We start from the raw sequence: 15,609 nt of genomic DNA, 5'->3' as shown, positions 1-15,609 counted from the left end.
GGCGGAGCCGCTCACGCGGCTCCGCCCTTTTGTTGTGCCCTTAACCGGGTTCCTGGCCGTTGAACTCCTGCGAAAGGGAGGTGGCCGCAGAGCGCAGCAGCGGAACAGCACGCGCGGCGAAGCCTTCGTCCACCCGGGAGATGGGGCCGGAAACCGAAACCGCCGTGGGGGTGGGAGCATCCGGCACGGCGATGGCGAAACAGCGCACGCCCAGCTCCTGCTCCTGTTCATCAACGGCATATCCGCGCTTGCGGACCTGTCGGAGGTCTGCCAACAGCTCGTCCACGGTTCCGATGGTCTTATCGGTGGGCGTCGGCATCCCGCTGCGGGCGACGATTTCGCGCACCTTGTCATCGGGCAGCTGCGCCAGGATGGCCTTGCCGACACCGGTGGCATGGGGGTGAACCCGGCGGCCAACCTCGGTAAACATCCGCATCGAATGCTGGGAGGGGACCTGTGCCAGGTAGACCACCATGTCTGAATCCAGCACCGCGATGTTGGCTGTCTCTCCGAGCCCGTCAACCAGCTTCTTGAGCTGGGGAAGGGCCAGGGAACCAAGCTGCTTTGTGGCCCCCTCGCCCAACGGAATGAGGCGCGGCCCCAGGGTGTAGCGCCGGTTGGGCAGCTGCCGGGCATACCCAAGGGTTACCAGGGTTCGGAGCAGCCGGTGAATGGTGGGAAGCGGCAGATCCGTGGAAGCCGAAAGCTCGCTCAGCGTAACGGCGCCGCCGGCATCCGCAATGATCTCCAGCAGCTCAAAAACGCGTTCGACTGACTGCACGCCGGAACCGGCGGCTTTTCCGGCCATGGGTTTTCCTTCCGAGATTTTCCTGCACACTTTATCGCATGGCGGAAACTCTTTCTTGCACTTCGGTCAGAGTGCGAAGCGCGACCCCATCTCTGCGGTTCCAAACGGGATTGGCCGCAGCCTCAAATGGAACGTACCGCTGTCCAGCGTTTCCGATTCGAGCACCTGGAAGCCCGATGGTACGGATCCGGCGTCAAAGAGACGTTTTCCCGTCCCCACCACCACGGGAAAGACGAGCAGCCGAAACTCGTCCACCAATCCGGCGTCGTGCAGTGTCCTCGCCAGGCGGTGACTGCCGTGGACCTGAATCTCCCCGCGCCCCCGCTTCAGCTCTTCGACGGCATTCAGCGGGTTCCCGGGCAGAACCCGGGTGTTGTGCCACGTCGGGTTTTCCACAGTGGAGGAAACCAGGTATTTCGGGAGGTGGTTAAGGGCGTAGGCAACGGCGTCATCCGGGTCGGTGACGAGTTCCCAGAAGGGGTGCATCATGTCGTAGGTATACCTGCCCAGGAGCAGCGAATCCGCCCTCGCCAGCCAGCCGTTAACAATCTGGCCCACCGTGAGGTCATGGAGGTAAGGCGCCAGCCATCCGCCGCGGTCAAAGCCTCCGGACAGATCTTCATCCACTGAACCGGGGCCCTGCATCACGCCGTCCAAACTCAGGAATATGTTGACCGAGAGTGTCATAGGGGCCAATTTACGCCGGAGCGGGCCCCTGCCGGTATGACTGCCGTGCCTTTTGCCGCTCCGGCCCTCAGCTCTCCTGCACCCTATGCCCAGGCGTGCGGTGCCGGTCGACGGGTGCTCGGAAGTGCGCCGTCGGCCCGCCACTGCCGAACCCACTCGGGCAATTCCAGATCCGAGGGAGGCAGGACGCCGGCGGCTTTGAAGATTTCCTCGTTGCTCACCGGACCGTTCTTGGACACGAAGCGGGCGGCGATGTAGGCACGGGCATAGATTTCGCCGTCGGCCACCATGCGCTGTTCGATGTAAGTGGCGCGGTCGTCGAAGCCGATGACCTTGGTTTCGATCGTGTACCGCTGGCCCAGCTGAAGGGATTTGCGGAAGCTGATCGTTTCGTTGCCCACCACCGGGTTCCAGTCCTTGCGCCGCATGGTGTCCCAGAAGCCGCTGCGGACCATGAGGTCGAAGCGGCCGAGGTCCATCAGTGAAAAGTACATGCCGTTGTTCAGGTGCATGGCAATGTCGATGTCCGTGGGGAGCACCCGCATCGGAAGCGAGGACGAGTCGAAGAAGTCCAGTTTTGGACGCCTGCGGGAACGGATCAGGACCAGGAGGGTGCGAAGGAGAAGGTGCATGGACGCTATATTACTGGTCAGTAACTTAGTGGGCTACCCACTGTCCGGGCGGACACGGATACGCACACTGGCTTCATGGCGAATTTACCCGCTACAGGGCCGTGGGTGACCGGGTTCCCCGGCACTTCCGGGGATCAAACATTACCGGCCATGTGACGGAAATTTATACCGCCGATTGTAAGTTCATGGGCCGGCTCCGAGGCCGAGCCGCAGTACGGTCCGGATTCCCCCGAAATTGGTTAGGATGACCCTAAGCACTTTGGATGACCAGCCGCCAGCCCGTGAAGGACTGCACGGCGTTCGGCCATCCGAAGGACCCCACGTCCTCTATGGAGCATCAGATGTCACAGCATCCCCGAACAGCAGAACGCCGATCGAGACAACGCACCCGTCAGCCCGCCGCGATCTGGCGCGGAGCAGCGGCGCTGGGCATGATCGGAGCCCTTGCCGGTTGTGCAGGGCAGGAAACACCCGCGGCTTCCCCGGAGAACGGCAGTCAGAGCATGGTCCCTGAAGCCGCAGCCAAGATCACTGCCGAAAAAGTGGTCCAGGTGAGCGAGGTCCACCCGGAGACTGGCATGACACTGATCGAAGGGCCGACGTTCGGTCCCGACGGCGGGCTGTTCGTCGTCGACGTGACAGCGCCTCCCGGAGATCCAAAAGTTCATAAGATCGATGTCGACGCCCAAACGTCGGAGGGAATTTACACTGACGACGCCGGTGTCTATACCTCCGCACAGTTCAGTCCACAGGACGGACGCTTGTATCTGACAGATTTCCTGGGCGGAAAGATCACCAGTATTACTGCCGGGGGCAAGGATCCGCAGACTGTCTTTGCGGGTGAGGTCGAGGGAGCCCCCATGAAGCTCGATGACCTGGCTTTCGACGAGGACGGACACCTTTTCCTTAGCGACACCACGGGCCATGACGGACCAGCGGCGAAGGCACAGGGCAGGATTATCCGGATCGACAAGGACACCTCGGAGCCAACAGTCCTGGCGAAGGACCTCCCCGCGCCCAACGGCATCTCCTTCACAGAAGACTTTACGGGCCTTTGGATAAGCCAGTATTCCGACAACCGCATCGATTACTTTGGCCTGAGCGAGGACCGGACCGCTGTGACCGCCTCACACCCGGGGGTGCATTTCAGCGGCGGCAGGAGCCAGATCGATTCCAATGCCGTGGACGCGGACGGAAACATTTACCAGGCAGTGCACGGACAGCCGAGCATCTTCATCTACAGCCCGGAGGGCAGGCACCTCGGAACGGTCTCGGTTCCGCCTGCCGACGCCGAAGGCCTGTCATCAGCCACCAACGTGGCCATTAAGCCGGGCACTTCCGAGGCCTACCTGACAGTCAGCGGCGCTGACGGCGGCTTCGTCTATTCATTCGAGGCGCTGGGGACCGGTATCCGCCAGTCCAACGGCGGCTAGGCCCGGCCGGCACGGGGACCTCCCGGCCGCTACTTCTCCGCGCCGTCCCGCAGCGCTTTCCATGCACCTGTTGACCACAGCGCCCAGATCACCAGCAGCGGCTGGAAGAACAGTCGCCCCAAACGCTTCGAGTCCGAATCCAGCCCGAACGCGTCGGTTTGCGTGACGTACTGGGAAATGTTGCCCGGGAAGATCAGCACAAAGAACGCCGCCGCAGCCCATCCCACCGGCACCCGCCGCCTGCGGAGCAGAATCAGGGCCGCTCCGAGACTGATCTCCACTGCTCCGGACAGCAGCACCACGGCGTCGTCGTCCAGCGGCACCCAGTCCGGAACCTGCGCCTGAAACTCCGAACGGGCAAACGTCAGGTGCGAGGTTCCGGCAAACGCCAGGAACGCACCAAGGACGACGGCGCCCAGCCGCCGGGGTTTCGACGTCGGCGGGGCAGGTCGGGCCGCAGCCGCGGCAAGGCGTGGGACAAGAGACATGGGGCCAAGCTTACGTGAGGCGGTTGTATGCCAGCTGGGCAAGTGCGGCGGCCTGGTCGCCCAGCACGGAGTCGTCAAAGAGCACCCGCGGGGAGTGGTTCCAGGCTGCGTTTTCGGGGTCCAGTGACGGCGGCGTGGCGCCCAGGAACAGGAAGGTCCCGGGAATTTCATCCAGCACCAGGGAGAAATCCTCGGAGCCCATCAGCGGATCACGGGATTCCAGCACCCGGTCTTCGCCGAACAGTGACCTCAGGTCGGCAAGTGCTTCACGGGTCCGGCCGTCGTCGTTGCGGGTGACCGGGTAGCGGACAGTGAAATCGACGTCGACGCTGCAGCCGTGCGCCGCCGCTATCCCTTCGGCGAGCGCCTTGGACTCCAAAATCACCCGGTCCAGCGACTCCTCGGACAGGGTCCGCACGGATGCGCCCAGCTTCGCCGTATCGGGAATGACGTTGATTGCCTCCCCTGCTTCCAGCTGCGTAACGGTCAGGACAATCGGGTCGAAGACGGAGAACCGCCGGGTGGACATGGTCTGCAGAGCGGAGGCAATCTCCGTGAGCGCAGGGACGGGGTCGACGGCGGTCTGCGGCTGGGAACTGTGGCCGCCGGAGCCCTTGACGGTAATGCGCAGCTCGTTCGCTCCGGCCATCAGGGTGCCCGGTTTGGTGCGGAAAACACCCAACGGACCGGGACGCACGTGGATCCCATAGGCGGCAACGGGGCGTTCCCCGGCGGCGTCGAGCACGCCTTCATCGATCATCAGGCTGGCCCCGTTGTGGCCCTCTTCCCCGGGCTGGAACATGAAGATGACGCTGCCGGCCAGATCCTGCTGCTGGGCGCACAGCAGCTTCGCGGCGCCCACCAGCCCTGCCACATGCAGGTCATGCCCGCAGGCGTGCATGTTTCCGTTGGTCGAGGCGTACTCCACATCCGTCAGCTCCCTCACGGGGAGTGCGTCCATATCCCCGCGCAGCAGGACTGCCGGTCCCGGCTCGGCTCCCCGCAGCACAGCGACTACGGATGAGGCTTTCAATCCCAGAGTGATTTCCAGGTTCAGACCCTCCAGCGCAGCAAGAATGCGGGACTGGGTCCGCGGGAGGTCGAGTCCCGTCTCCGGATCCTGGTGGAGTTCGCGCCGCAGCGCTACAAGTTCCGGAAGGATTGCCTGTGCTTCAGTAACAAACATGCATTGAGTCCTGTCATCCGCGCTGATGCCCGGCCGCAGCAGCGGCAGGAGTGTCACTAAGGAGTAAACCATTCCTCCTGCCGCCGGCACAGCCGCGCAGCGCTTCGCCGCAGTCCCGAAACCCGCAGAAGGGCCGGGCACCGCGAGAGTTTTCCACAGTGGCGGCATTACCCGTGCCGCAGGGAAGCGCCCCCGCCTACTCTGGGCGCACGAGGGGGCAAGCTCATGCACTATGACATTGACACAGCGGCCGTACAAGCCGTGCTCATGGCGGTTGCCGCCGAAGGCACGGCACTGAACGAGTCAGCGAACGCTGCCAGGCAGGCGGGCGACGACGCCGCGGCCGGATTCGGCATGGCCCGGGACGTTGCGGAGGCCTTCCGAAACTTCTGGAAACCCCGGGAGGATGTAGCACAACGGGTTTCCAGCCTGGTGTTCCGCAAGGCAGACAGCGTCGCTGAAGCCGCCCGGGCCTTCGTGGCGGCCAACCGGGAGATGACGGACAGTGCCCACCAGGCTCTGGCACGCATCAGCACGGACTTCGCCGCTCCGGTACCCCGTCACCGTCCCAAGACTCCCGTGGCCTGACACCATGCCATCCATCGACCCGGTTCCCCGCATCGACGTCCCCTGGACTGAACTCTCTGTTGCGGTGGAAGACATGCGGGCCAGGGCATCCACGGCCCCCGCCATCCTCGATGCTGCCTCCGCCGCATGGAACGGGCTGCAGCAGGCCTACCACCATCCCGGCACTGAGGAACGGGTTCGCGCTGCGTTGAAGGACCTGCGCGATCCCACTGTGGGTTGGGTTGTGGCCCTGTCTTCCGCCTGCGCCGCCGTGCAGGATTTTGCGGCAGCCGGGCGGCCGCTGCAGCGCGAATCGGAGTCCCTCGACGCCGAACGCGCCGGGCTCCTGAGACTGGCCGCGGAAGCAGGGAATTCCGTTCCTGAGGACAGGGCCGCCGCCGAACGCGCCGCCGCGGATTTCAATGACCGGGTCCGGTCCCTGAAGGACAGGTGGAACACCCTCACCGGAAGCACAGCGGCGGAACTGGCCGGCATAACCGGAGGTACCGGAGACGGGCTTCCGGTTACACCCGCGATTGGCGGCGGAACACTCCCCTCGGTTGACTGGCTTCACCTGACATCCACTCTGGACGACATCAGTGCCATCGATCCGGAAGCTGTTGTGGAGTCCATCCTTCACCTCAATGCTGAAGAACTCCGCGAATGGGCCAGCATCAACCCGGAGGCAGCACTGATACTGGCCACCAACAAGATGCCCCGCCACCGTCAGGATCCGGAACGGACCATGGGCAACGTCAGCAGCTACGGCTACCGGCGGGAGCGGGGCAGCCTCACCGCCACGCTGGCACCGGAAGGCATTGCGCGGATCCGGGAGGCCTGGCTGAATCTCACGGACCCGGAACAAAAACGGCTGCTGCTGCTGTACCCCGGCACGTTCGGGAACATGAACGGCATACCCATGGAACAGCGGGCCTTCGCCAACATCGTCACCGTTGCCGGGCTGCGTGAACAGGTCACCCGGCAAATGGCCGCTATGGGAGGGGAACCGGTTGAGGGTTACTTCGCACAGAACCCGGCGGAACAGGCGCTTCACACTTCGCTCCGCTCCGTCTGGGAAGAACTGAACAAAAAGAAGACAGGCCTGGACAACGCCATGGAGAAAAACAGGCGGGTGGTGATGATCAGCTTGGAGGGAGACGGCCGTATCGTCACCATGAACGGCACTCCGTCTCCGGCCACGGAAATCAACACCGTCCTGGTCCCCGGGACGGCCGCGGATCTGTCGGCTCTGGAAGATTACTCCCTACGGCTGGACAACATCGCACCGGACCGGGGGTCGAAGGATCTCTCGTTCTACTGGCAGGGCACCGACCTCCCCGATAAGGTGCCGGACAACCGGTCCAGCACCTACAACGAAACGGGCGGACCCCTTATTGCCGGTTTCGACGCAGCCCTTGATCTTGAACTGCCGCCCAAAACGAGAACCACGTACATCGGGTACAGTGCCGGGGCAGCTCTGGTGGGCACAGGCGAACGAGAAGGACTCAATTCCACCAACATTATTTATCTCGCCCCTTCCGGTGCCGGCAACAACGTCGACAGTGTGGAAGATACCCAGAACCGGGAAGCCCACCGGTATTGGATCCAGGCCCGGGCTGATCCCATTGTGCTGGCGCAGATTCTGGGCGGGATTTCCCAGGGCGGAGACCCGCAGCAGATGGACGTGCTGCGGCTGGAATCCGGGTTCATAGACCATGATGAGGGTGACGCGCTGGTTTCGGGCCACCAGCAGTATTTCTCGCCGGACTCAACGGCCATGCTGAACATGCGCCGGGTGGTGCTCGGTGAAGATGTGTTTCCGTACGTTCCCGACGAAGTATTCGTGGATGAAGGCGGCATGTGGACGTACAGTCCCTTACAAACCGCACCGCAGAATTACGCGGGAGAAAAAATGCCTTCGGTACCTGTGGAAAGTGCAGGCATCTGATGCAGGAACGTGCCCCGAAACTGCAGCGGCTCACTGCCGCCGCACTGTTGATCTTGAGTCTGGGAGGCTGCACCGTCATGTCAGAAGCCGAAACACCGGATCCGTCCGAGCCATCCCCGCGCCCCGCTGCCGAAGTGCTCCCCGAACTGGAAACCATCCTGCCGGACCTGCTGACGCTCAGCGGCGAAGGGTCGCTGCTTGCCGTCCAGCAGCTCAAGGAAGAATCGTGCCTTGATCCCCTGCAGGAGCACAACTGGAATACCCGGACCCGCGCCCTCGGATGGCTGGTGGGCAGATACGCGGATCACGAATCCGCCCAGGGAGCCATGAACGCGTGGAAAAGCCATCTCGAAACAGTGGGTTGGGTCCGGGATGAGGAGTTGCGCAACGAGCCGGAAACCAACGGCGATGTCCACGTCATGCGTTACCACAATGCGGATCTGCAACTCAGCGCCCGCTATGACCATGCCGAGCTCACCAGCAGCCGGAACGTGAGCGTCGTCATCACCAGCCCGTGCCTGAAGAACCCCGACAACCATCGGATGACCCGCTCAAAACTGGACCCCGACTACGGTGTCAGCAGTAAGTACTATGACTCCGATGCGGAGAAAGCTGACCCAGCCCAGGCCGGCGCGCCCTAGACTGTGCTCCATGATCGAAGACTGTGTTCCATGATCGAGAGCGCGACCATAGACCAAAGCACCCCGCCCCAAAGCCCCGGTTGGATCCGGGAGCGGCTGCGAAAGAAGAACGACGACGGCTGGGAACGCCCGGCCCCTACGCCGGATCAGATGCGGCGGGACGTCATCGGAACCGCCGCCGTCATTGTGGTTGCCGCCCTTGCGCTTGAAACCAGCCGCGGATTCGGTGCCTTGGGCGGGGAGGACCGCCCGTTCTGGCTCCAGCATCTGGTGCTCGCGCTGATGGTGGCGCCCCTGGCTCTTCGGCGCCGTTTCCCGGTCAGTGTCCTGCTGGTGTCATCATCGCTTTTCTTTCTCCTGAGCACCTATATGCCGGCCATCAGCAACCAGCTCGCTTTTCAAGCTGCGTACTTTGCTTCCATCTACTCCGGCGTGGCCTGGGCGCGGGACCGGCGGCTGCTCCGGCTGGCACTGGTGGCGGTAATCGCGGCAATGGGACTGTGGCTGATCCTCGGGTTCACCATGTCCAGCGCCTATGACTCCTTCGTCGAAAACCTCAAAGAGAACGCCCCGGAGGACGATGAAACCTACGGCGGTCTCCTGCCTCCGCTGGCCTCGTATGCCGTCTATTCATTCCTGATCAATGCCGCCTTTTTTGGCGGAGCCATCCTGTTCGGGCTCACCTCCTGGCGCAGTGCGCACCAGCGCGAGCGTCTGGCCGAGCAGGCCGTGCAGCTGCGCACCCAGTCCGCCGAGCTCGCACACCAGGCAGTGGTGAACGAAAGGCTGCGGATCGCACGGGAACTGCACGACGTCGTCGCGCACCACATCGCGGTCATCGGCGTGCACGCCGGGGCGGCCCGGCGGGTGATGGAGAAGAAACCCGAAACGGCTGCAGGAGCCCTGCAAACCATCGAGGAGTCGAGCCGGGAGGCGGTGCAGGAAATGCGTTCCCTGCTGGGCGTGCTGCGGGCCGGCGACGAAGCGGACCCCGCCGGGGACAGCGCCCACCGCCGCCCGGAACCCGGTCTTGCGGACCTGGATGCGCTGGTGGCCGAACATGGCGCCAACGGTTTGCGGGTGACCTTCACCCGGATCGAAGACACCCCGGGAGCGCTGGAGAACGTCGCGGCTCCGCTGGCCCTGTCCGTCTACCGCACTGTCCAGGAATCCCTCGCCAACGTGCGCCGGCATTCTACTGCCGGTTCCGCCGTCGTCGCCCTGCGCAGCGGCTCAACCGACGGCGTGCGCTGGCTTGAGGTGGAAACGGTCGACGACGGCCTCCCCCGGACGGGCGGACAGCCCGGCTCCGGATTCGGTCTGCGGGGAATCCGGGAGCGGGCAGCGCTGCACGGCGGAACCGCGGAGATTGGACCCCGGGCCGGCAGCGGGTGGCGGGTACGCGTCCGCTTCACACAGCGTTGAGATTCCCTGCCGCCGGAGCAAACCCCGCTAGGCTCGTGGCACGGGGGGATGAAGGAGACCATGAAACCAATTCACGTACTGCTCGCTGATGACCAGGCCCTGGTGCGGGCCGGCTTTGCCATGATGCTCTCCGTCGAGGATGAGATCGAGGTGGTGGGCCAGGTGGCCAACGGCGCCGAGGCTGTGGACTTTGCCGCCGAGCACCCGGTGGACGTCATTCTGATGGACGTGCAGATGCCGGTCCTGGACGGAATCCGCGCCACGGAGCGAGTGGTGCGGGCCGGCACTGCCAAGGTCATCATCCTGACCACGTTCGAACGCGAGGATTATCTCTTCGATGCCATCCGGGCCGGAGCCAGCGGCTTCCTGCTGAAGAATGCGGATCCCGATGACCTCGTGGCGGCCGTGCACGCCGTCGCCTGCGGCCACGCGCTGCTGGCACCGGAAGTCACCATCCGCGTCATCGAGCGGTTCGCCCGCTCGCTCGAGTCCGAGGCAGGAGCCGGGACAGGGACGGAAGCCGCGGGAACATCCCCGGCGGCTCCGGCCACCGCGGAACAGCAGAAGCTCCTCGACTCCCTGACCTCCCGCGAGCGCGAGGTTCTCATCCAAATCGCCGCCGGCCGGAGCAACGCTGAAATTGCCCGGGAGATGTTCCTGGCTGAAGCCACGGTGAAGACCCACATCTCCAACCTGCTGGCCAAGATCCAGGTGCGCGACCGGGTGCAGGCGGTGGTGTTCGCCTATGAAAGCGGCCTCATCCTTCCGGGGGAGAATCCCGCGGAGTCTGCCGCCCGCAGCTCCAACTGAGGCCGCGCCGGTTCACCCGCACGGCCGATCCGCCGCCTTCCCGCCGCCTCTAGGGTTAAGGGACAAGATTCCCCATCACGCCCGGCGCGCCCGGGAAAGGAGCAGCCACCATGCTGCAGGTTTGCAACCTGACCCGAACATTCGGGGACAAAGTGGCGGTCGACAACGTCAGTTTTGATGTTCCGTCCGGCCAAATGACCGGCTTTGTCGGCGCCAACGGCGCCGGGAAGACCACCACGATGCGGATGATCATGGGGGTCCTGAGTGCAACCTCGGGCGAGGTGCTGCTCGACGGCGCCCCGCTGACTGCTCTGGCCCGCTCCACCTTCGGGTACATGCCCGAGGAACGCGGTCTCTACCCCAAGCAGCCCATCCTCGATCAGCTGGTCTACCTTGGTCAGCTGCACCGCATGAGCCAGTTGCAGGCCCGCAAGGGTGCGCTGGACCTGCTGGAAAGGTTCGGGCTGGGCGACCGGACCAAGGACAAGCTTGAGTCCCTGTCTCTGGGCAACCAGCAGCGGGTGCAGATCGCAGCCTCCCTGCTGCACAAGCCAAGTGTGCTGATCCTGGACGAGCCCTTCTCCGGCTTGGATCCGGTGGCCGTGGACTCCATGGTGGAACTGCTGCGTGAACGCACGTCCGCCGGAGTTCCCGTTCTTTTTTCCAGCCATCAGCTGGACCTGGTGGACCGGCTCTGCGACAGCATGGTGGTCCTGCAGCAGGGCCGGGTGGTGGCCTCCGGCTCGGGCGATGACCTGCGGGCCCGCGCCGTCAACCGGCACCGGATTACCGTCTCTCCGGATGCCGGCTGGGTTCGGGATGAGCCGGGCGTGCGCGTCCTGGACGTTGCCGGTCCCACCGCTGTCCTGGAATTCGACGACGACGGTGCCCGGCAGCGGCTGCTGGCAACCGCGCTCACCCGCGGCTCCGTCGAGGAGTTCGCCCCCATCCGTCCGTCCCTTAGCGAAATCTACCGTGAGGTGACCGCAGTATGAGCACCACCGTTTCCCGTCCCACTCCGCCCTGGGCGATCGTCACCCTCCGCGAGGTCATGGTCAAGGCCCGCGACCGCAGCTACCTGATCTCAACGCTCGTCACCCTGGTCCTGATTGTGGGCACCGTGCTCTTTAACGCCTACATGAGCACCCGTGCCGACGAGTACAAAGTGGCGGTGACCGAAATGCAGAGCACCGCCCTCGAAAATCCTGCCAGGGAAATCGTGGAGACTGCCAATGAGGCAGGCCGGGCAGACGGCGGCACCACAAGTTTTGAAGCGGTCACAGCGGATTCCCCCGAGCAGGCCAAGGAACTGGTCCGTTCAGGGGAAGCCGACGCCGCGCTCCTGGTGGCCTACGACGGCTGGACGCTGATCGGCAACGAGGAACTCTCAAGCGGCCTGCAGGCGGGCATCGCCGACGCCATGCGCGCGTACACCCTGGAGATCAATGCCGGTTATGCCGGGACCACGGCGGAAGCTCTGCTGGCGGGCAGCGAATTTCAAACCGACCTGCTGAACGGCAGTGCCGAGAACCAGTTTGTTGCCCAGTTCACGGGATTCGTGTTTGGGTTCCTTTTTTACATGGCCGCCATCATCTTCGGCATGGCCATCGCCACCTCGGTTCTGGAGGAGAAGCAGAACCGGGTGGTGGAGATCCTCGCCACGGCCATTCCGATCCGGCAGCTGCTCTACGGAAAGGTGGCCGGCAACACCGTTCTGGCCATGATCCAGCTGGCCCTCTATGCCGGAGCCGCACTGCTTGCCCTGACCTTCACCGACACCGCGGAACTGGCGGGGACCATCATTCCGGCCTCAGGCTGGTTCCTCGTGTTCTTCCTGGCCGGCTTCCTGATCCTCGCGTCCCTCTGGGCCATGATCGGCTCCATGGCCTCCCGGTCCGAGGACCTGAACAACAGCTCCGGACCGGTGCTCACCATCATCATCGTGGCCCTCTTTGCCGGCCTGTTCGCCAAGGGACAGCTGCTGGTCGCCGCATCCTACGTTCCGGTGATCTCCACCGTGGCCATGCCGGTGCGGATGCTCAACGGGGAGGTGCCGCTGTGGGAAACCTTCCTGTCGCTGGCGATCGCCCTGGCCGCCGCCTACGCCCTGCTGCGCTTCGGCGAGAAGATCTACCGCCGGGCCGTGATGCAGAGCGGCAGCGCACTGACCCTTCGCAAGGCTATGAAGCTGGAGTCCTAATTTTTCGGCACTGAAGGCCGGACGGCCGAAGAGGCATGTCTTCACCTCTTCGGCCGTCATGGGCTTCCCGGAGACAACCGGTTATCGCGGCCGGGTCAGATCGCGTCCCTGAGCAGGTCCGCCAGCGAGTTGAAGCGCTCGTTGGATGGCAGGTCATCGAGCAGGACTGCTTTGCCGTCCGGGCCGCACAGCGGAATGCGCCAATTGGGATACTCATCCCCGGTGCCGGGCTGGTTTTGGGTGCGCCGCTCCCCCACGGCATCAGCGAGTGCGACGCCGATGAGCACGGAGGGGGACTGCAGAATGAAGGAGTGGAGCGCCTCCACGGTCTGCTGGACGTTATCCGTGCCGCTGGCTCCTTGAGGCAGCAGCCCGGCGCTGCGGACCAGCGCCAGCACGGATTCCTGGGCCGCGGCATCCGCTGCCCGCTCCTCCTCCACCGGACGGCTCAAAAGCCCCAGCGACTCCCTCAGGTCCACGTGCTCTCCGGCAAGGTAACCGGCCGTGGGCGGGAGGTCATGAGTGTTCACTGACGTCAGGGCGCCCTTCCGGTACTGCTCCGGGTGGCGGGGTCCGGCGTCGCCGTGCTCAAACCACAGGATGGAAGTGCCGAGCACGCCGCGCTCGGCGAGGTATTCCTGCACCCAGGGCTCAAAGACCCCCAGGTCCTCGCCGATCACCACAGCACCGGCACGCTGTGCTTCCAGGACCAGAATCCCGATCAGTGCCTCGTGGTCAAAGTGCACGTATGCTCCCTCGCCGGGCCCCGATCCCTGCGGGATCCACCACAGGCGGAACAGGCCCAGGATGTGGTCAACCCGTATGCCTCCTGCGTGGCGGAGGATGGTGCGCAGCATGTCCCGGTAGGGAAGGTAGCCCGCGTCCGCGAGCCGCCGGGGATGCCACGGCGGCTGGCTCCAGTCCTGGCCCTGCTGGTTGAACATGTCCGGCGGGGCGCCCACTGAAACTCCGGGGGCCAGGACCGGGCGAAGCATCCAGGCATCGGCCCCGGCGGGGTGCACGCCCACGGCCAGGTCATGCACAATGCCAATGTCCATGCCGGCGCTCCGGGCGGCTGTCTGGGCTGTTTCCAGCTGCTGGTCGCAGATCCACTGCAGCCACTGATGGAACCGGATGCGCTCGGTGAAAGCGGAGCGGTGCTCCCGGACCCACCCGCTGTCCGGACCGTTGATCTGCTGCCACTGGGGATCATCCGCCGGCAGCTTCTCGGACAGTGCGCACCAGAGGGCGAAATCCTGCAGCCCTTTGCCCTCCAACGTGCAGAAACGCTCAAACTGCTGCTGCCGCGCGATGCTTCGGGGTACGGAAAAGATCAGCTCCAGCGCCGCGAGTTTGGCGGCGTAGGTGGCGTTGCGGTCCAGCTTCTCGGCAGAATGGTTGGCCGCCTCGAGGGACCGGGCGGCTTCTTCAACCCGGGCACGGTCTGCTCCCGGCAGATAGCCGTACTCGGGAATGTCCTCAACCCGGATGTAGAGCGGGTTGAAGAATCGGCGCGTGGTGGGCAGATACGGCGAGGGTTCCACCGGCGGGACCGGTTCCGCCGCATGCAGCGGGTTGGTCAGGAGGAAGCCGGCGCCGTGGCGTCCGCCGGAGAGTGCCGCGAGATCCGCGAGATCGCCCAGGTCTCCAATGCCCCAGGACCGGGAGGAACGCACCGAATAGAGCTGGGCCATGAGCCCCCAGGCCCGGCGGCGGTCAAGGCCGGCGGTTGTCGTCAGCCGTTCCGGCGTGACCACCAGAACGGCGCCGGCCTGCCGCTCACCCGCCGCCACTTCGAGCCGGTGCCAGCCCAGCGGGAGGTCCTCCGGGAGCGGAATCAGGGTGCGGCCGGTCAGGATCCCGTCAATCTCCAGCTCCTCGCCGGGCACTGCCGGCCATTCCAGCCCGCGCCGGCTTCCGTCCTCCAGCACGATCCGGACGTCCGCGTGCACTCCGGCGGGCAAATGGACGGGGACGGTTCGGCTGCGGTGTTCGCGCACGACGACGGCGCCCGGCAGCGTTTGGTACCACCCCTGCAGGCGTGCCGAAGCCAGTGACTGTGTCAGGTCCGCCGCCGTTTCCGTGGCTACCCCCAACGCACCCAGGATTTTCTTCAGTGTCTCGCTGGCAACCTCACGGCGGGTTCCATCCCAGCCGTTGAACGTGGTTGCTATCTGATGATGTTCGGCGAGCTCCTGCAGGAGTTCGGTCTCTCCGGCCGGGTCGCCTGTGATATTCGCTTCAGTCATGTCAGCCAATCTAAGCGTCCCGGGCTGCCTTCGCCCAGCCGGACGGAATCGGCTACCCTCAGCCGCGTTTTCCGGTGAGCCGCCAGACGTCCTGATAATCGGGATGGTCCTGGTAGCCGGCAGCCATGGAGGCCAGCGCCAGCGTGGTCCATTCCAGTTCATCGGCGAACAGTTTGCCCTGGCCGTCGGGGTCCAGGAGCATCCGTGCCAAGGCATTGCGCCGGGCACCGCCGATGATGTCGATCAGCATGAGTTTGGCTTCGCACTCGCGCAGCAGCCGCTCCTCGTACCAGCGGTCAGACGGAGCAACGCCCCTCGCCGTCAGAAGCTTCCGGGACTCCGCGGCGTCGTCCTGGAAGCGGGTCAACAGGAAATCCACGATGTCCATGTCCATGCCCATGATCGTAAGCGGGGATAAATCGCGGTGTCAGGGGGTGGTGCCGAAAAACCCCATGCCGGGACGGGAATATTTCTTCCGGACGCTTAGTTGACATAACTAGTCGAACGAAAGAGAGCCCGTGCCAGCTGTCAGCGC

15 protein-coding genes are annotated in these 15,609 nt (G+C 64.6%); 8 read left to right on the top strand and 7 right to left on the bottom strand.

Going from position 1 to position 15,609, the window contains the following annotated elements:
• Nucleotides 1–40: 40 nt before the first annotated feature.
• From QMA10_RS03905 to QMA10_RS03895, 3 genes are all read right to left on the bottom strand, one after another.
• Nucleotides 41–808 (bottom strand): IclR family transcriptional regulator, encoded by a 768-nt coding sequence (locus QMA10_RS03905; protein WP_290166335.1) that lies wholly within the window; start codon nucleotides 806–808, stop codon nucleotides 41–43.
• Nucleotides 809–874: 66 nt separating this feature from the next.
• Nucleotides 875–1,495 carry a dihydrofolate reductase family protein gene (locus QMA10_RS03900; protein WP_290166334.1) on the bottom strand — a complete coding sequence of 207 codons (621 nt, stop codon included), beginning with the start codon at nucleotides 1,493–1,495 and terminating at the stop codon, nucleotides 875–877.
• An 83-nt stretch (nucleotides 1,496–1,578) separates the two neighbouring features.
• Nucleotides 1,579–2,127, bottom strand: coding sequence for an acyl-CoA thioesterase (locus QMA10_RS03895; RefSeq protein WP_290166332.1), 549 nt, complete (start codon nucleotides 2,125–2,127; stop codon nucleotides 1,579–1,581).
• 341 nt (nucleotides 2,128–2,468) lie between these two features.
• On the opposite strand from QMA10_RS03895, the gene QMA10_RS03890 reads away from it, so the two are divergent.
• Entirely contained in the window at nucleotides 2,469–3,560 is a 1,092-nt protein-coding gene (locus QMA10_RS03890; protein WP_290166331.1) for an SMP-30/gluconolactonase/LRE family protein, read from the top strand.
• Between the two features lie 29 nt (nucleotides 3,561–3,589).
• On the opposite strand, the gene QMA10_RS03885 is transcribed toward QMA10_RS03890, so the two are convergent.
• Together QMA10_RS03885 and QMA10_RS03880 are read right to left on the bottom strand one after the other, a co-directional pair.
• On the bottom strand, nucleotides 3,590–4,048 hold the full coding sequence (locus QMA10_RS03885; protein ID WP_290166329.1) for a hypothetical protein: 459 nt from the start codon (nucleotides 4,046–4,048) through the stop codon (nucleotides 3,590–3,592).
• A 10-nt stretch (nucleotides 4,049–4,058) separates the two neighbouring features.
• Nucleotides 4,059–5,234, bottom strand: a complete 1,176-nt coding sequence (locus QMA10_RS03880; protein ID WP_290166328.1) for a M20 family metallopeptidase — start codon at nucleotides 5,232–5,234, stop codon at nucleotides 4,059–4,061.
• A 225-nt stretch (nucleotides 5,235–5,459) separates the two neighbouring features.
• On the opposite strand from QMA10_RS03880, the gene QMA10_RS03875 reads away from it, so the two are divergent.
• The 7 genes from QMA10_RS03875 (at nucleotide 5,460) to QMA10_RS03845 (ending at nucleotide 12,825) form a co-directional block, all read left to right on the top strand.
• Nucleotides 5,460–5,822, top strand: coding sequence for a DUF6507 family protein (locus tag QMA10_RS03875; RefSeq protein ID WP_290166327.1), 363 nt, complete (start codon nucleotides 5,460–5,462; stop codon nucleotides 5,820–5,822).
• 4 nt (nucleotides 5,823–5,826) lie between these two features.
• On the top strand, nucleotides 5,827–7,749 hold the full coding sequence (locus tag QMA10_RS03870; RefSeq protein WP_290166325.1) for a hypothetical protein: 1,923 nt from the start codon (nucleotides 5,827–5,829) through the stop codon (nucleotides 7,747–7,749).
• Between the two features lie 77 nt (nucleotides 7,750–7,826).
• On the top strand, nucleotides 7,827–8,390 hold the full coding sequence (locus QMA10_RS03865; protein ID WP_290166323.1) for a hypothetical protein: 564 nt from the start codon (nucleotides 7,827–7,829) through the stop codon (nucleotides 8,388–8,390).
• Between the two features lie 30 nt (nucleotides 8,391–8,420).
• A complete protein-coding gene (locus tag QMA10_RS03860) occupies nucleotides 8,421–9,815 on the top strand; it encodes a histidine kinase (RefSeq protein WP_290166321.1) in 1,395 nt (464 codons plus the stop codon).
• Between the two features lie 60 nt (nucleotides 9,816–9,875).
• Nucleotides 9,876–10,625 carry a response regulator transcription factor gene (locus tag QMA10_RS03855; protein ID WP_290166319.1) on the top strand — a complete coding sequence of 250 codons (750 nt, stop codon included), beginning with the start codon at nucleotides 9,876–9,878 and terminating at the stop codon, nucleotides 10,623–10,625.
• Nucleotides 10,626–10,735: 110 nt separating this feature from the next.
• Entirely contained in the window at nucleotides 10,736–11,620 is an 885-nt protein-coding gene (locus tag QMA10_RS03850; RefSeq protein ID WP_290166318.1) for an ATP-binding cassette domain-containing protein, read from the top strand.
• Nucleotides 11,617–12,825: an ABC transporter permease gene (locus QMA10_RS03845; protein ID WP_290166317.1), complete on the top strand. Its 1,209-nt coding sequence runs from the start codon at nucleotides 11,617–11,619 to the stop codon at nucleotides 12,823–12,825. Before QMA10_RS03850 ends, QMA10_RS03845 begins: the two co-directional genes overlap by 4 nt.
• A 95-nt stretch (nucleotides 12,826–12,920) precedes the next feature.
• On the opposite strand, the gene malQ is transcribed toward QMA10_RS03845, so the two are convergent.
• Both malQ and QMA10_RS03835 read right to left on the bottom strand, forming a co-directional pair.
• The gene (malQ, locus tag QMA10_RS03840) at nucleotides 12,921–15,074 is read right to left on the bottom strand and encodes a 4-alpha-glucanotransferase (protein WP_290166316.1); all 2,154 of its coding nucleotides are present in this window, start codon (nucleotides 15,072–15,074) and stop codon (nucleotides 12,921–12,923) included.
• A 58-nt stretch (nucleotides 15,075–15,132) separates the two neighbouring features.
• Nucleotides 15,133–15,468 (bottom strand): DUF6221 family protein, encoded by a 336-nt coding sequence (locus tag QMA10_RS03835; RefSeq protein ID WP_290166315.1) that lies wholly within the window; start codon nucleotides 15,466–15,468, stop codon nucleotides 15,133–15,135.
• Nucleotides 15,469–15,609: the final 141 nt, after the last annotated feature.

The organism is Arthrobacter sp. APC 3897 (assembly GCF_030407495.1).
Lineage (GTDB): Bacteria > Actinomycetota > Actinomycetes > Actinomycetales > Micrococcaceae > Arthrobacter_B.
The sequence above is the reverse complement of the archived record's forward strand: the minus strand, read 5'-3'. Positions and strand labels throughout refer to the sequence as shown.

What these genes read in the sequence shown, in the direction of transcription:
- QMA10_RS03895 (WP_290166332.1), bottom strand. Translation starts at nt 2,127, where the DNA reads ATGCACCTTCTCCTTCGCACCCTCCTGGTCCTGATCCGTTCCCGCAGG.
- QMA10_RS03880 (WP_290166328.1), bottom strand. Translation starts at nt 5,234, where the DNA reads ATGTTTGTTACTGAAGCACAGGCAATCCTTCCGGAACTTGTAGCGCTG.
- QMA10_RS03850 (WP_290166318.1), top strand. Translation starts at nt 10,736, where the DNA reads ATGCTGCAGGTTTGCAACCTGACCCGAACATTCGGGGACAAAGTGGCG.
- QMA10_RS03890 (WP_290166331.1), top strand. Translation starts at nt 2,469, where the DNA reads ATGTCACAGCATCCCCGAACAGCAGAACGCCGATCGAGACAACGCACC.
- QMA10_RS03835 (WP_290166315.1), bottom strand. Translation starts at nt 15,468, where the DNA reads ATGGACATGGACATCGTGGATTTCCTGTTGACCCGCTTCCAGGACGAC.
- QMA10_RS03900 (WP_290166334.1), bottom strand. Translation starts at nt 1,495, where the DNA reads ATGACACTCTCGGTCAACATATTCCTGAGTTTGGACGGCGTGATGCAG.
- malQ (WP_290166316.1), bottom strand. Translation starts at nt 15,074, where the DNA reads ATGACTGAAGCGAATATCACAGGCGACCCGGCCGGAGAGACCGAACTC.
- QMA10_RS03885 (WP_290166329.1), bottom strand. Translation starts at nt 4,048, where the DNA reads ATGTCTCTTGTCCCACGCCTTGCCGCGGCTGCGGCCCGACCTGCCCCG.
- QMA10_RS03860 (WP_290166321.1), top strand. Translation starts at nt 8,421, where the DNA reads ATGATCGAGAGCGCGACCATAGACCAAAGCACCCCGCCCCAAAGCCCC.
- QMA10_RS03845 (WP_290166317.1), top strand. Translation starts at nt 11,617, where the DNA reads ATGAGCACCACCGTTTCCCGTCCCACTCCGCCCTGGGCGATCGTCACC.
- QMA10_RS03870 (WP_290166325.1), top strand. Translation starts at nt 5,827, where the DNA reads ATGCCATCCATCGACCCGGTTCCCCGCATCGACGTCCCCTGGACTGAA.
- QMA10_RS03865 (WP_290166323.1), top strand. Translation starts at nt 7,827, where the DNA reads ATGTCAGAAGCCGAAACACCGGATCCGTCCGAGCCATCCCCGCGCCCC.
- QMA10_RS03875 (WP_290166327.1), top strand. Translation starts at nt 5,460, where the DNA reads ATGCACTATGACATTGACACAGCGGCCGTACAAGCCGTGCTCATGGCG.
- QMA10_RS03905 (WP_290166335.1), bottom strand. Translation starts at nt 808, where the DNA reads ATGGCCGGAAAAGCCGCCGGTTCCGGCGTGCAGTCAGTCGAACGCGTT.
- QMA10_RS03855 (WP_290166319.1), top strand. Translation starts at nt 9,876, where the DNA reads ATGAAACCAATTCACGTACTGCTCGCTGATGACCAGGCCCTGGTGCGG.